The organism is Candidatus Nanopelagicales bacterium (assembly GCA_030700225.1).
Lineage (GTDB): Bacteria > Actinomycetota > Actinomycetes > S36-B12.
The window spans coordinates 14,365-29,337 of record JAUYJT010000046.1 but is presented as its reverse complement, the minus strand read 5'-3'; the positions used below and the strand labels follow the sequence as shown (position 1 = coordinate 29,337).

The window sequence follows — 14,973 nt, the reverse complement described above, 5'->3', positions numbered from 1 at the left end:
CTCCGCCAGGCTCGACGCGTCGGCCACAGGCGCGGCGAAAACACTCGACCCGGCCGCCGGGTCAAGAGGCGAGGAACCAACACCATCGAACATGTGTCCGATACTAATCGACCCCCCCGACAACCCCACCCAACGACACGGCCAGAAGCAAGAAAACACCCACAACCCGCAGGTCCCCACTGGAATCCGAAGAGCCGAATATGCATCATCTGGCTGCCGAACTTTCGCTCACCGGATGGCCGAGGCTGGCTAGGCGGGACCGTCCCGTTGCCCAGTCCTCGACCCAACGATCAGGATTGAGGCGGCGTGACCCGATGATCGCGCCAACCGGACATCTGCCGTCAGGAGAGTGGCATCCAGCGCCTCGGCGAGTGCGACGTAGTTCGCGTCGTACGCCGTGAGTTGCTCGCGAAGCTGCCAGATGCGGGGGAGCAGGGGCTCGGCCGAATGGCGCGTCGCGGGCAAATCTGCCAGGTCGCTGAGTGCGACTTCGGCGCGGTCCTCCCCGATGAGCGCACGCAGGGAGAGGCTTCGGAATGCGTGGGTGACCTCGACGGTGCAAAGGTGCGGAATGTGCAAGCTGATCTCATCGGTTGCCACGATGTCGGCTACGTCGCGACCCGCTGCCGACCATCTCAAGTACTCCACGACCGCCGAGGCGTCAAGAACGATGGGAGTCATCCGGCGTCGCGTTCTTCGCGGATGATTCCGACGACATCCGTGGTCGTGGCTTCGCCCGCTGAACCTCGTCGCCGAAGCCGCTCGGCGAACTCGTCCGCCGTTGGTGTCTGTGCCGCCGCGCGGAGCAGCGCGGACGCATAACTTGACAGGGACTGCCCCTGGCGGGCGGCTCGGGCCTTTAGTACGCGAGCGAGTTCATCTGGGAAGTCTCTGATCTGTAGAGCTGGCATGCGTTAAGCATGCGGGGCATGGCATCTCCATGTCAAGGACTCGCTGAGTCCCACACTGTCGAGCGGGCGCTGACCTCGTGGGACGACTACAGGGCAGACCTTGGCTTGGGTGCTGCCTTTCCCGCAGGCGTGATCGCCCAGCGTAGGCTGTCGCCGTGGCAGACGCACCTGACGAGTCGAGGCAAGCCGTGGAGCCCGATGAGCGCGAGGCGGTGCTATCGGCCGCACGTGACGCGCGCGCGGCAGCCGTTAGCCTGCGGATCTTGACCACTGGGGAGAAGAACGATGCGATCGTCGCGATCGCGGACCGGTTGAGGTCAGCGCGGGTCCCGATACTGGAGGCGAACGCGGCGGACGTCGCGGCAGCGCGAGAGGCCGGAGTCGAAGAGGGTCTGGTCGACCGGCTCGCGCTCACTGACGAGCGGCTTGAGGAGATCGTGGCGGCGCTATGTGTTGTGGCAGACCTTCCGGACCCCGTGGGCGAAGTCATCCGCGGCTATTCGCTGCCCAACGGTCTGCGTGTCGAGCAGATCCGTGTGCCCATCGGGGTAGTGGGGATCATCTACGAGGCTCGCCCGAACGTAACCGTGGATGCCGCTGGCCTGTGTCTGAAGTCCGGCAACGCGGTGCTCTTGCGGGGATCGTCCTCGGCGCATAGGACGAACCAGGCGCTCATTGACACGATGCGGGCCGCGCTTCGCGATCGTGGCCTGCCCGAGGACGCCATTTGCCAGGTGCCCGGGACGTCGCATGAGTCGGTAGGTCACTTGATGAGGGCTCGGGGGCTTGTGGATGTGCTCATCCCGCGAGGCGGAGCTTCCCTCATCAACAGCGTCGTTGAGGGCTCAACGGTTCCCGTCATCGAAACCGGAATCGGGAACTGTCACATCTACGTTGACGTGTTCGCTGATCTTGATAAGGCGGTCGACATAGTCGTCAACGCCAAGACCCAGCGGCCCAGTGTGTGCAACGCCGCGGAAACGCTGTTGGTGCATCAGGCGTTCGCGGGGACGTTCCTGCCGCGCGTGGCCAGGGCCCTCACAGAGCGCGGCGTGCGACTTCACACGGACGATCGTGCCAGCGGGATTCTGGCCGGGGCCGGTATCGCGACCGTGCCCGCGAGCAGGAAGGACTGGGCCGAGGAGTACTTGTCCCTGGACCTCGCGGTAGCGGTTGTCGATGACGTGGCGGACGCTGTGCTCCACATTCGGCAGTGGTCCAGTGGCCACACCGAAGCTGTCCTGTCGGACTCGACGAGGGTGATTGATGAGTTTGTCGCAGGTGTCGATTCGGCCGCGGTGGTCGTGAACGCGTCAACCAGATTCACCGATGGAGGGGAACTGGGATTCGGAGCCGAGATTGGGATATCGACCCAGAAGCTCCACGCGCGCGGCCCCATGGCCTTGCCGGAACTCACTACGACAACATTCGTTATCCGGGGAACTGGACAGATTCGCCAGGGATGAGCGAGGACTAATGACGACAGGGGCGCACGCGCCATCCGCCGTTGGCATCATTGGCGGCACTTTCGACCCCATCCACTATGGACACCTCATCGCCGCCAGTGAAGTGGCCGACCAGCTCAGCCTGGACTGCGTCGTGTTCGTCCCCGCTGGGAGACCATGGAAGAAGGGCGGGTCAGGCCAGGCGAACGCCGAAGATCGCTACGAGATGACAGTCCTGGCCACGCGGGGTGACCCCAGGTTCCGCGTAGACAGGTGCGACATCGACCGCCCAGGTCCGACGTACACCGTGGACACCCTCAGGGATCTGCGAGATTCCCTTGGGCCGGACGCGCGGCTCCATCTCATAATCGGCGCCGACTCTCGGGAGGAGATGTCGACCTGGCGTGATCCGGAGGAAGTCATGTCCGCGGCTCAGGTGGTAGCCGTGTCTAGGGCGGGACACCACTCGGAGGCCCCGCCGCTGCCGACGGGATCTGTCACCGACGTCAAGATTCCGGATATGGAGATCTCATCGACTGACATTCGCGGTCGGGTCGCTAGCGGTCGCTCGATCCGCTACCTGCTACCCGAGCCCGTTCGGCTGTTCATCCTCCAGCACGGTCTGTATCAGGAGGCACCTTGAACAGCTCTCCCGACGAGCGGGAGCATGAACGGCGTCGCAGAACCGCGCGGCATCTGCGTTTCACCCTTGCGGCCGCAGCGCTGTTCGGGGTGGCCATACTCGCGGTCGCGTGGACATCCCGCCACAGCGAGCCGATCAGTCCCACGACAAGCCCAGCGGCGTCGCCCAGCGCGACCGCGACACTGCCAACGACGCAGCCGACTCTCCTGATCCAAGCGACCGGCACCTCCGGGCAGGTCGGAAACCTGCTGACCGGACTGGGCGGGAGTCCTGGCGCCGCGTCGTTGGTGTCGGTGGTGCCGGGCAACCTGGTCGTATCGGCTCCTGGAGTGAGTTCGCGGCCGCTGAGTCAGACCCAGTCCGTGCTCGACCCCCGGTTGCCGGAATCAGCCGTGGCGGCGACGTTAGGTGTTCGGGTTGACGGCTCCTGGCGCATCGACCGGAAGGCCCTGGCGGGCCTGGTGGACTCTGTCGGGGGAGTGACGGTGAACGTGCCGCGACGGACACGTGTCATAGACGGGGAAGATGTCGTCGTCCTGTCGCTTCGCAAGGGCACACAGGCACTAACCGGGGCACAGGCTTCCTGGTACGCGGTTGGGGATGTTCGCCGTGGCACGGATGTCGATGCCATGAGCAGGTTCTCGGCCGTGATGCTGCCGACTCTTAAGAACCTGCCCGCCAGCGACGCCGACCTACGAGAAACGCTGACGTCGCTCGGATGGCTAGCGCCTGCCACAGTCGCCACTTCGGATCTGGCCACGTACCTTGTGGGTCTCGCCGACGCCCTGCGTGTCGGCAACGTTCGGACCTTCACCGTGCCAAGCACGCCAGTTGCCCTGCGCGAGCGAACCCTGCGGTGGGTGCGGTACGACCTGGCGACACCGCTGTTTCGGGATGGACTGCCGCTGGCTCAGTGGCAGGCGGGCGATTCACTACAGCCAAGGGTCCTGGTCATGACCGGATCCACCAGGCCCGGGCTGATCGCATCAACACGCTCCAAGATTGAGAGCGGCGGCTACGTGTTCGTGGACGGTCGCGGAACTCCCGCTCCGGCTACCGAGCTAAGCACCGTTCAAGCGAGGGGTCCGAAGTCGTGGGCGAAGCGCACAGCGCAACTCCTTGGCCTGCCCGGCGGCTCGGTGCGCTCGTCCCAGTCCAAATCCGCGAGCGGTCAGCCGTGGGCGGACGTTGATGTGAACCTGGGTGAGGACTACGTGCCATCGTCAGCGCGAGTTGGTTGATCGTGGCTGCACATAGGATTGACTTATGAGTTGCCAGGCCAATGCCGTCGAATGGGCACGGATCGCTGCGAGTGCCGCCGCTGACAAGAAGGCGACGGACATTGTCGCTCTGGACGTCAGTGGCGTGTTCGCGATCACGGACGTCTTCCTCATCTGCTCGGCGGTCAACCAGCGCCAGGTGGCGGCCGTAGTTGACGAGATCGAGTTCAGGCTGAAGCAGGCCGGTGCCGCGCCACCCCGCCGTGAGGGTCAGCAGGAGGGCCGATGGGTTCTGCTGGATTTCGGAGATATTGTCGCGCACGTCCAGCTCCGCGAGGAACGCGAACTCTATGGCCTTGAGCGACTGTGGCGGGACTGCCCGGCGCTCGACGTGGCTGCGGCGGCCGTTTGACGTGCGTCGGATCATCCTGCTCCGGCATGGCCGCACCGAATGGAACGATGCCACTCGGTTCCAGGGGCATCAAGACGTACCGCTGGACGAGGTTGGCCGGGAGCAGGCCAGGGCGGCGGCGTCTGCTCTGGCGGTGGAGCGACCCGACCTGCTTGTCTGCAGCGATCTAGCGCGCGCAGCGGAGACAGCGGGTGAGATGTCCGCCGCGACAGGTCTGCCGGTCGTGTCAGATTCCGCGCTGCGAGAAGTCAACGGGGGAGCATGGGAGGGGCTGGCTCTTAGCAGGATCAGGGAGGTCGACCCGGATGGCTTCGCTGCTTGGGTGACCGACCCCGACTCGCGCCCAGGGGGAGGCGAATCCCTCCCCGAGGTCGGGGAGCGAGCAGCCCGGGCCTTGCTGAGGTACCTGAAGGATGTTCCGCCGGGGGGAACCTTGCTCGCCGTCACACACGGCGGCGCTGCTAGGGCCGCCATAGGGGTCCTCCTGGGGCTCCCCGCGTCGACGTGGCGATCCCTGCGGGTGTTGGACAACTGCGGGTGGGCGGTTCTGGCCAATGGAGCCCCCGAACGCCCGTGGCAGATGACCGCGTACAACCGTGGACCGTCCTCGGGCGATTGAGGAGTTGCGGTCGCTCGGCGCTATCCTTTGTGCGGCGACAAGGGGCTGTGGCGCAGCTGGTAGCGCACTTGCATGGCATGCAAGGGGTCAGGGGTTCGAGTCCCCTCAGCTCCACTCGGAGAATCACCTAGTCAGAGGCACATTGAGGCTGCGGACGGGGCCGCCGAGCGAGCGCGTTCGAAGATCATGGTCACATTTATGGTCACATTCTCGGGGAAAGTTCGGGGGCTGTGGTCGAGGACCAGGGCAGCTCGGAGCGGGAGCGCTGATTCCCCGGCAGCTTCGGGGTGTCCGGATGGGCCCCCCGGCCTCTGCACGAAGGGTCAGGTTGGGCCGATGGTTGACGCCCCCCTTCCCGAGCGGAGTGGCTGTAGCATCGAACAGCACCTAACGATTGAGGAGGCACGTCGTGGCCGAGAGCGTATACAAGATCGTGGAATTGGTGGGGACCAGCGAAGAGTCCTGGGAGAAGGCGGCTGGCGCAGCAGTCGCGAAGGCGTCCCAGAACCTGCGCGGGCTGCGGATCGCCGAGGTGGCCGAGATGGACTTGCAGATCGAGGACGGCAAGGTGCGCGCCTACCGTGCCAAGGTAAAGCTGTCCTTCAAGTTCGAGGACTGACTGGCTCAATCGCAGTTCTGTGCGATGAGCGGCGGACAGAGGAACCAGTAGTACAACGAGCGCCGTCTCGTGTCGATCTCGCTCAGGCGCTGCTCGCCTCCGCGGGTGGGTCCAGAGCCCGACACTGGAATCGTTGTTGCGGTCAACCTCCGGCAGGCGTCTGACGACATCCTGTAGAGGGATGCCGGGTGCTTCGGCGAACTCGACTACACGGCCGGGTCATATGTAGCGCTGAAGATGGTGTCCGCGAGCCAGCGGCGGAAGCTCTCGTTGTCGCTGAAGTGCGCACCGGGGAAACGATGGTGTCGCTTTCTCTTAAGACCCGCCTTTCACGTGAGGGGGCATCAGCGAACCGAAACCTCTTGGGTTCCTGCATCAGTTCACCAGTCCTGACCGCCGCCACGTCCAAGTCCTTCATCGCGGGGTAGGGCTTGAGGTGATGCGTCATTGTGACGTCCCGGCGAGCATGCGCGCGAGCTCCGGCAGGGCAACGACCTCGACGCCGTTCCCCACAGGGAACGTGTCGTCTCCGGGGTAGATCACGAACCGGCGCGATGGGTCGAGGTCGGCGCAGGCGGAATGGAAGCCCTTCTCGGGGCGCGGAGAGAGACTGCGCTTGATCTCCACGGCCCACAGGCCGCCGTCGGGGAAGCTCAGCACCAGGTCGATCTCCGCCCCACCGCTCGTCCGGTAGAAATGTCCTTGCACACCCTCGGGGGCGACGGCCAGTAGCTGTTCGACGATGAAGCCCTCCCAGCTCGCACCCACGACCGGATGCGACAGCAGGGTCTCCTTGTCACCGATGGCCAGCAGGGCATGGACTAGGCCGCTGTCGCGCACATACACCTTCGGCGACTTCACCAGCCGCTTCCCAATGTTGGCATGCCAGGAGGGGAGTCGACGCACCAGAAGCAGGTCGGCCAGGAGGTCGATGTAGGCAGCGGCAGTCTTGGCGTCTACTCCCAGGTTGCGGGCCAGTTGGGCGACGTTGAGCACGCCGCCTTGGTGGTGGGCCAGCATCGTCCAGAAACGGCGCAGTGTGGCAGCGGCGATGCGCCGGCCGAACTGGGGGATGTCGCGTTCCAGATAGGAGCGGATGAAGTCCTGGCGCCAGCGCAGACTTCGGGCGTTGCTCGGCGCCAGATAACTCTCCGGAAAACCACCGCGGAGCCAGAGGCGGTCCCGGTCAGCTGGCGTCCCGCCGGTCTCCAGGGCGTCGAAGGGATCGAGTTCGACGCAACTCACCCGTCCGGCAAGGGTCTCCCCCGATTGCTTGAGCAGGTCGAGCGAGGCCGAACCCAGGAGCAGGTAGAGCCCATGGTCCTTCCCGTCGCGGCGGGCCTGGTCGATGAGCCCGCGCAGCACGGGGAAGAGACCGGGCGCGCGATGGATCTCGTCGAGGATGACCAGCTTCCCCAGATGGTCTGCCAGGTAGAGTTCCGGTTCAGCGAGCTTGGCGCAGTCCTGCTCCGATTCCAGATCCAGATAGAGCGCGTCGCGCTCCTTGCCCAGGGCAAGGGCCAGCGTCGTCTTGCCCACCTGGCGCGGGCCGAGCAGCACCACAGCAGGGACCTCACTCAGGCGCTGCTGCACGACGGGGAAGAGACGGCGCTCAATCATGTGTGCAATCACGGAATATCATTCCGCGAATTGCGAGGATAAGCTGTCGATTCCTAGCTCGCGCGCGCAAGTGCGCGAGCTCACGCTCGATGGGGGTGATGGCAACGCCCGTCCAGGCGTAGCGTGAGATTCAGGCCCATAGGAAACGAGAGGGCGGTTCGTCCGGGAGGTTCTTGGGCCGGGGGAGGTGGCGTCGTGACCGACGTGGAACGGGACTCGCGCCACGCGGCCAGGGATCGCCACTTTGGCTGCTGGTTGGCTCCATAGGGTTGCTGCTAGTCCTGTCGTCCCTTCTCAGGCCGCACGCGATTGACACGCTTCCCAAGATCCTATGCACCGGGCTTTGCGCCACAGGCGGGATCGCGCTGCTGCTCGCTGCGTGGGCGCTCGTGCACCACGACGTGCGGCAGGGGCGCGCCCCAGTCGTCGCGGCGGTCGTGATTGTCGGGTCTGGGTTGTGCCTAGATTTGGCCATCGCGGTTGGCGGAGACCTCGACCAGACGATGTTCACCGAGCTGCTCGTGGTGGTCGCGGGTGGAGCACTGGGCACATTCGCGGCAATGGCTCTCGTGGAGGTGGGCTTGTGGGTCACGTGGCTTATCGCAGTGGCATGGGTTCCCGCTGACCCCCATCTGGGAAGTTGGCTGCTGGCGATGATGTCCGCCACCGTTATCGCGGTGGCCATCAACACGATGAGGTTCAAGGCGTCGAAGGCGCTGAACTGCGCGCTGGAACAGGCCGAGACGCAGGCCGTTCATGACGTCCTCACGGGCCTGTTCAACAGGCGGGGCCTTCAGGTCGTGGGCGAGGAGATGCTGGCCCTAGCCAGGCGGAATCGTGAGCCGGTTTCCTGCACATTTGTCGACGTCGATTCGCTCAAGATCGTGAATGACCGCCTCGGGCACGATTGTGGGGATGAAGTCCTCAGGGCTGTGGCGGAGTCCTTGCGCTCGGTATCGCGCGAATCGGATGTCCTGGCTCGCTGGGGTGGGGACGAGTTCGTGGTCCTCGGGCTCGGGCCTGGGTCATATGTGGCCGACACCGAGAAGCGCCTGGTCACTCGCCTTGCGAGCACCGAACTGGCCGCGTCCGGGGTATGGAAGACGACTGTGTCAGTGGGACGGGCAATCCACATGCCGTGGAAGGACGAGACTTTCGACGAGATCCTCGGCAGAGCCGATCAGGACATGTACAGCCGTCGACGGCGGCAGAGGATTCGGGGGACGAAGGACCCAGCTCAGTGATCTGACTCCGACACTGAAGATCACGGCCCCGTTCCTGGCGTGAAACGTCGGCCATGTCGGACCCGGTGCTCGCTCGGATCTGGGAGTAGGTTGAATTGCAGGTAGGAGTCGAGTAGAAGCCATGTTGGGCGGCAAGCCGGGGGGTGGACCTATGGACCTAATGGAGCCGGATTTGACCGGCGCGGACCTGGAGGTCGCGTCGCTGGCCGCGCTCGAGCCGCAGGGTTCCGCTGACCTCGCGACGGAACGCGGCGACGTGTCGACCATGTCGGCTCTGCCCCTGCTGATGGGGGCACTCGGATTGCTGCTCGTCCTGTCGGCGCTTGTGAGCCCGCGACCGGTCGGCTCGTTCCTGGGTTTCGTGAGCGCCGGCCTCGGAATCGTTTGCGGGATGATCGCCCTATTGGCGGCCATTGTCTTGTCGCGCCGCAACGTCCAGCTCGAACGAGCCCACGCCGTTGCCGCCGGGGCGATCCTGGGGTCAGCCGTCAGTCTGGTGTTCTCGATGGCCGCGACCGGATCGCTGGCCCCAACCATGTACCTGCAGCTCCTCGTGGTCGTCGCGGGGGCCGTCCTGCGCCGTCCGGGATGGGTCGTGGGGGTCCAGGTTGGGCTGTGGACCATGTGGCTGGCGGTGATCGCGTGGGTCCCCAATCTTGCCGACCTCGGAAGTTGGCTGATTGCCATGCTGGCCGCCACGCTCATCGCGGTCGCGATCAACGTCATGCGGGCCAGAGCCTTGCTGGCGCTCGCCGGAGCATTAGCACAGGCCGAGGCCGAAGCGGTGCATGACGTGCTCACCGGTTTGTTCAATCGTCGCGGGTTGCTGGTCGTGGGCGATGAGATGTTGGCCCTTGGCCGACGGACGCGCGAGCCCGTGTGTTGCACGTTCATCGACGTAGATGGCCTGAAAGACGTGAATGACCGCCTCGGACATGATCAGGGTGACAATGTCCTGCTGGCCGTAGCGAACTCCCTGCGCCTGATGTTTCGCGAGTCGGACGTCCTGGCCCGCTGGGGCGGCGATGAGTTCGTGGTCTTGGGATTGGGGACCGGGCCCGACGTGGCTGACATGGAGAAACGCCTGGGGGTCCCCCCACCCGCCGCTGCGCGGTGGGAAGGGGGAATCCTGAGCCTGGCGGACAACAGGCTGGCCGGATCCGGTCTATGGCACCCATTCGTGTCCGCGGGACAAGTCGTGCACATGCCCTGGCATGACGAGACGCTGGATCAGCTCCTGGAGCGAGCCGATCAGGACATGTACTGCCGCCGACGGTCGCGAAGGGCGAAGCAGTGCGCGGATCCAGTGCCGTGACGCGCAATCTCCAGTGACCTCCGCTTCGAGGTACCTGCTGGTCTTCGCGGACTCGACGGCTTTCCATGGCCCTGGGCAGGTCGAACCGCCGACGGAGCCGAAGCTTCACCCGAACGTATGCGCAAGACATCTAGGACCGGGCGTCGCTGTGGATCTCGTCGCTCGCCCGGGCATGACCGCTCGCGACGCGTGGTGGGCCTTGACCAAGGACCCGGTCGTATGGGGGGTCGAGCTTCCCAGAGCTACGGGAATCCTGTTGTCAGTCGGGCACATGGATCAGTTGCCCGCGGCGCTGCCAACCTGGCTGCGCGAAGGGATCGCTTACGTGAGGCCGGGATGGCTGCGAAGGCGGGTGCGACGGACCTACCTGGGAACGGCGCCGGCCATCATCCGGGCTTCCGGTGGCCGACTGGCGCAGCTGCCTACAGCGGCGACGCAGCACTACTTGTCGAGGATGGTGGATGCGATCCGCGTCTTCAGGCCAGATGTGCCGATTGTTCGTCATCTGCCAGGTCCCTACGACTCGGATCGCTATCCCTCCCAACGGCATCACGCTGACGCCGTCCAGGCGGCCGATGCTTGGTGCCTGCGTCAGGGCGTCGGGCCAGTTCCCATGGATGACCTAGTGGGCGTTGACCTAGCGGCGGGGCTGAACAACGTCGATGGCATGCACTGGGGCTGGAACACACACGACAGGATCGGGCGCGCGACGGCGGACGCTTTCGTTCGCGCGGGCTGGCCGGCCGTGACGACAGTCGGGGAGTCAGAGGCCGTGCCACAGGCTCAGTAGAATGCTGGTTTGGGGCTCGCGCCAGGGAGTAGTCTCACCGGCCGACCTCGGACAGCACAGCTACCGATAGGAGGAGCGCCAATGTCGGCAGCCCCGGAGTTCGACCCCGAGTCGATCCAGGACAAGTGGTTGCCGGTATGGGACGAGCTGCGGGCGTTCCGCTCGGGAGACCACGACGATCAACGCCGACGCATGTACGTGCTGGACATGTTCCCCTACCCTTCGGGAGACCTGCACATGGGTCACGCCGAGGCGTACGCCCTGGGCGACGTCGTCGCGCGGTATTGGGTGCAGCGGGGACGCAACGTCCTGCATCCGATCGGGTGGGACGCGTTCGGGTTGCCGGCGGAGAACGCCGCGATCAAGCGTGGGGTAGATCCCGGGCAGTGGACCTACGACAACATCGCGCAGCAGATGGCGTCCATGCGTCGCTACGCGTGCTCGTTCGACTGGGACCGCGTCCTGAACACGTGCGACCCGGAGTACTACCGGTGGAACCAGTGGCTGTTCCTGAAGATGTTCGAACGAGGACTGGCGTATCGCAAGGCCAGTAGCGTGAACTGGTGCCCGAACTGCCAGACAGTGCTGGCGAACGAGCAGGTAGTGGATGGACGCTGCGAACGATGCGATACGTCGGTTACCAAGAAGAAGCTCACCCAGTGGTACCTGAGGATCACTGACTACGCTGACCGGCTGCTGGCTGACATGGAGCAGCTGGAAGGCAGCTGGCCGGACAAGGTGCTGCTGATGCAGCGCAACTGGATCGGGCGATCAACCGGGGCCGAGGTCGAGTTCGAGATCGTTGGCAGAACAGATCCGGTGACCGTTTACACCACCCGGCCGGACACCTTGTGGGGTGCGACGTTCTTCGTCGTGGCGGCCGACAGTGATCTGGCGGCCGAGCTGGCAGCCGGAACCGCCGCCGAAGCTGAGTTCACTGAGTACCTGGAGCGGGTAAAGCACGTCAGCGACCTGGACCGGATGAGCACCGAGCGCGCCAAGACCGGGGTGTTCCTACACCGCCACGCGATCAATCCGGTGAACGGTGAACGGTTGCCTGTTTGGGCCAGTGACTACGTTCTGGCTGACTACGGCACCGGAGCGATCATGGCCGTTCCCGCTCACGACCAGCGGGACCTGGACTTCGCCAGGCAGTTCGATCTGCCGGTCCGCATGGTTGTCGCGGCCGGTGATGATCCAGCACGCACTGGAGTCGCCACTGCCGATGACGGTCCGCACGTCAACTCTGGCCCGCTGGACGGACTCGGCAAGGACGAGGCGATCGCTGCCGCGATCGAACTGCTGGAGCGGCTGGGCCGGGGTCGGGGCGCGGTCAACTACCGGCTGCGCGACTGGCTGATCTCACGCCAGCGATACTGGGGCGCGCCCATCCCCATAGTCCACTGCCCGGACCACGGCGAGGTTCCCGTACCGGAGAACGAGCTGCCCGTGGCGCTGCCTGACGCCGCCGGGTTGGATCTGAAGCCGAAGGGCGTGTCCCCGCTCGGCGGTGCCACTGATTGGGCCAGCGTGGCTTGTCCGCGATGCGGCGGACCCGCCACGCGGGACCCGGACACGATGGACACGTTCGTGGATTCGTCCTGGTACTTCCTGCGCTACCTGGACCCCACCTACGACAAGGCACCCTTCGACCCTGACCAGGCGCGCAAGTGGCTGCCCGTGGACCAGTACGTCGGAGGCGTAACCCACGCGATCATGCACCTGCTCTACGCGCGGTTCTTCACCAAGGTCCTCTACGACATGGGGATGGTCGAGTTCACCGAGCCGTTCACACGCCTGCTGAACCAGGGCATGGTGATCATGGACGGGTCGGCCATGTCGAAGTCCCGCGGAAACCTAGTGCGATTGTCCGACGAGCTGAGCGCGCACGGCGTAGACGCGGTGCGGCTGACCATGGTGTTCGCGGGCCCGCCGGAGGATGACATCGACTGGTCGGAAGTGTCTCCGGCTGGAGCCAAGCGGTTCCTGGCCCGCGCGTGGCGCCTGGCGCAGGACGTGACCAGCAACCCGGGGAGTGACCCCGCTCAGGGGAACTTGGATGTGCGCAAGAGCACCCACCGCGCGGTGTCGGATGCCGCCACAGCCGTTGAGTCCTTCCGCTTCAACGTCGCGGTCGCGCGGGTGATGGAGCTGGTCAACGTCTTACGCAAGGCCGTCGACTCCGGACCGGGCCCGGATGACGCGGCTGTGCGGGAGGGCGTTGAGGCGGTCGCCATAGTGCTGTCGCTCGTGGCGCCGTACACGGCGGAGGACATGTGGCAGGCCCTAGGCCATGAGCCGACGGTGGCACGGGCGGGGTGGCCCGCTGTAGATCCGGCGCTGGTGTTGAGGGAGACCGTGACATGTGTCGTGCAGGTCGCGGGCAAGATCCGCGACCGCATCGACGTGGCACCGAACATCAGCGAGTCGGAGCTGGAGGGCCTCGCGCTGGGATCCGCGGCGGTTGCCAGAGCGCTCGACGGCCATCCCCCCGCACGCGTGATCGTGCGCGCCCCTCGCCTGGTGAATATCGTCCCGGGCTGATGTCGGCGGCATGGCTTCGCGGAGAGGACTGCAGATGTCAGCGTCAAGCGCGGATAGTCCAACCGCTCGGGACGTGCTGAAGGACTGGCTCGCCCGCCGCGGCCTGTCGGCTGAATTCCGCGAAACGCACGCTTCAGTTGTGGCTCTCACGCGCGACCGCGTGTTCAAGATGAAGAAGCCGGTCCGCTACTCGTTCGTGGATTTGTCGACCCCGCAGCTCAGGTTGAATGTCTGCGAAAGAGAGGTGCGGCTCAACACTCGTCTCGCGCCGGATGTCTACCTGGGGGTCGTGCCGATCACATCAGAGACCGGGGTGATTGTGGATCACGCGGTGGAGATGATCAGGTTGCCGGATGCGAACCGGCTGGATTCGCTGTTGCGTGCGGACAGGGCGGCAAGCTGCGTCGATGCTGTCGCGGCACGAATGGCCGAGTTCCATGCCGCGGCGGCCACATCCCCTCAGATCTGCCAGGTCGCGTCTCCCGGTGGGGTCCGCGCTCTCTGGGATGCTGAAGTCGCCGGAATCTCGCAGTACGTGGGGACAGTCGTTGACGCGGAGTCCGTCGCTGAGATCGATGCGCTCGCTCATCGGTACCTTGCCGGACGCCACGAACTGTTGGAGTCGCGCTTGACGTCGGGCCGGATCCGGGACGGACACGGTGACCTTCGCGCCGATCAGGTGTTCTGCATGCCGGACGGTCCTCGCATGATCGACTGCCTGGAGTTCGACGACGAACTTCGCTGGGGTGACGTGCTGGATGACGTCGGCTTCCTCGCCATGGACCTCGAATGGCTGGGGCGGCCAGACGTCGCACAGGACTTTCTGAGCGCCTACAAACGGCAGTCCGGTGACACTTGGCCGAAGTCCCTGGAACACCACTGGATCGGCTATCGAGCGCTTGTTCGCGCCAAAGTCGGGTGTATCAGGGCTGAGATGGGCGACGCGGTGGCCCGCCGACACGCTCGCGGTCACCTGGACCTCGCGCGCAGCCACCTGGGAGAAGCGCAAGTCAGGCTGATCCTTGTCGGTGGGTTGCCGGGGACGGGCAAGACGACTCTGGCTCGCGAACTGTCCGCGGCGGCTGACGGCCCGGTGCTGCTGCGAAGCGATGTGGTTCGCAACCGGATCGCGGGGATACCGCGGGCCGAGGAGAGCCATGGTTTCGGACGCGGCCGCTACCAGGCCAAGTTCGTCGACCAGGTGTATGAGGAGATGCTTCGTCAAGCCGGGCATCTGCTCGCGCTGGGCGAGGATGTCGTCCTTGACGCGTCATGGTCCAGCCAGAGGCATCGCCAGGCGGCGATGGATCTGGCGGGCAAGGCATCGGCGGATCTGATCGCCCTTGAGTGTCACGCTCCAACCGATGTAGCCGAGGCGCGCATCCGCGCGAGATCAGCGGCGGACGAGTCTGAGGCCGACGTTGGCGTGTTCCGGGCCATGGCGCGGCTGACGGACCCTTGGCCCGAGGCCGAGCGCATTGCCACGAACGCCGACCCGCGAGTCGGCGCTGAACGAGGACTGGGCGCCATCGACCGGGCTCAGCGCCAATACCGATACCGCCCGAGCACTGGGCGTGCGTAGCCTTGCCAT

15 protein-coding genes and 1 tRNA gene are annotated in these 14,973 nt (G+C 65.4%); 13 read left to right on the top strand and 3 right to left on the bottom strand.

Annotated features, from left to right (window positions below):
- Window positions 1-249: 249 nt before the first annotated feature.
- Together Q8P38_07080 and Q8P38_07075 are read right to left on the bottom strand one after the other, a co-directional pair.
- A complete protein-coding gene (locus tag Q8P38_07080; GenBank protein ID MDP4014360.1) occupies window positions 250-681 on the bottom strand; it encodes a type II toxin-antitoxin system VapC family toxin in 432 nt (143 codons plus the stop codon).
- Complete coding sequence (locus Q8P38_07075) at window positions 678-911, bottom strand: hypothetical protein (protein ID MDP4014359.1); 234 nt, start codon at window positions 909-911, stop codon at window positions 678-680. The genes Q8P38_07080 and Q8P38_07075 overlap by 4 nt, the downstream gene beginning before the upstream one ends.
- A 155-nt stretch (window positions 912-1,066) precedes the next feature.
- Here Q8P38_07075 and Q8P38_07070 point away from each other — a divergent pair, with 155 nt between their 5' ends.
- The 8 genes from Q8P38_07070 (at window position 1,067) to Q8P38_07035 (ending at window position 6,297) form a co-directional block, all read left to right on the top strand.
- A complete protein-coding gene (locus Q8P38_07070) occupies window positions 1,067-2,377 on the top strand; it encodes a glutamate-5-semialdehyde dehydrogenase (protein ID MDP4014358.1) in 1,311 nt (436 codons plus the stop codon).
- Window positions 2,378-2,387: 10 nt separating this feature from the next.
- On the top strand, window positions 2,388-2,999 hold the full coding sequence (nadD, locus tag Q8P38_07065; GenBank protein MDP4014357.1) for a nicotinate-nucleotide adenylyltransferase: 612 nt from the start codon (window positions 2,388-2,390) through the stop codon (window positions 2,997-2,999).
- Complete coding sequence (locus Q8P38_07060) at window positions 2,996-4,240, top strand: LCP family protein (protein MDP4014356.1); 1,245 nt, start codon at window positions 2,996-2,998, stop codon at window positions 4,238-4,240. The genes nadD and Q8P38_07060 overlap by 4 nt, the downstream gene beginning before the upstream one ends.
- Window positions 4,241-4,265: 25 nt before the next feature.
- Window positions 4,266-4,631 carry a ribosome silencing factor gene (gene rsfS / locus Q8P38_07055; GenBank protein MDP4014355.1) on the top strand — a complete coding sequence of 122 codons (366 nt, stop codon included), beginning with the start codon at window positions 4,266-4,268 and terminating at the stop codon, window positions 4,629-4,631.
- A complete protein-coding gene (locus tag Q8P38_07050; protein MDP4014354.1) occupies window positions 4,576-5,250 on the top strand; it encodes a histidine phosphatase family protein in 675 nt (224 codons plus the stop codon). The genes rsfS and Q8P38_07050 overlap by 56 nt, the downstream gene beginning before the upstream one ends.
- A 41-nt stretch (window positions 5,251-5,291) precedes the next feature.
- Window positions 5,292-5,364 (top strand) — tRNA-Ala (locus Q8P38_07045).
- Between the two features lie 295 nt (window positions 5,365-5,659).
- On the top strand, window positions 5,660-5,869 hold the full coding sequence (locus tag Q8P38_07040) for a dodecin family protein (protein MDP4014353.1): 210 nt from the start codon (window positions 5,660-5,662) through the stop codon (window positions 5,867-5,869).
- A gap of 188 nt (window positions 5,870-6,057) precedes the next feature.
- Window positions 6,058-6,297, top strand: a complete 240-nt coding sequence (locus tag Q8P38_07035; protein MDP4014352.1) for a hypothetical protein — start codon at window positions 6,058-6,060, stop codon at window positions 6,295-6,297.
- A gap of 16 nt (window positions 6,298-6,313) precedes the next feature.
- On the opposite strand, the gene Q8P38_07030 is transcribed toward Q8P38_07035, so the two are convergent.
- Window positions 6,314-7,489: an ATP-binding protein gene (locus Q8P38_07030; GenBank protein MDP4014351.1), complete on the bottom strand. Its 1,176-nt coding sequence runs from the start codon at window positions 7,487-7,489 to the stop codon at window positions 6,314-6,316.
- Between the two features lie 269 nt (window positions 7,490-7,758).
- Here Q8P38_07030 and Q8P38_07025 point away from each other — a divergent pair, with 269 nt between their 5' ends.
- From Q8P38_07025 to Q8P38_07005, 5 genes are all read left to right on the top strand, one after another.
- Entirely contained in the window at window positions 7,759-8,733 is a 975-nt protein-coding gene (locus Q8P38_07025) for a GGDEF domain-containing protein (protein MDP4014350.1), read from the top strand.
- Window positions 8,734-8,884: 151 nt separating this feature from the next.
- Window positions 8,885-10,048, top strand: coding sequence for a GGDEF domain-containing protein (locus tag Q8P38_07020; protein ID MDP4014349.1), 1,164 nt, complete (start codon window positions 8,885-8,887; stop codon window positions 10,046-10,048).
- Window positions 10,049-10,061: 13 nt separating this feature from the next.
- Window positions 10,062-10,838 (top strand): SGNH/GDSL hydrolase family protein, encoded by a 777-nt coding sequence (locus tag Q8P38_07015; protein MDP4014348.1) that lies wholly within the window; start codon window positions 10,062-10,064, stop codon window positions 10,836-10,838.
- Window positions 10,839-10,919: 81 nt separating this feature from the next.
- Entirely contained in the window at window positions 10,920-13,382 is a 2,463-nt protein-coding gene (gene leuS / locus Q8P38_07010) for a leucine--tRNA ligase (protein MDP4014347.1), read from the top strand.
- A gap of 34 nt (window positions 13,383-13,416) precedes the next feature.
- The gene (locus Q8P38_07005; GenBank protein ID MDP4014346.1) at window positions 13,417-14,964 is read left to right on the top strand and encodes an AAA family ATPase; all 1,548 of its coding nucleotides are present in this window, start codon (window positions 13,417-13,419) and stop codon (window positions 14,962-14,964) included.
- The last annotated feature ends 9 nt before the right edge of the window (window positions 14,965-14,973 follow it).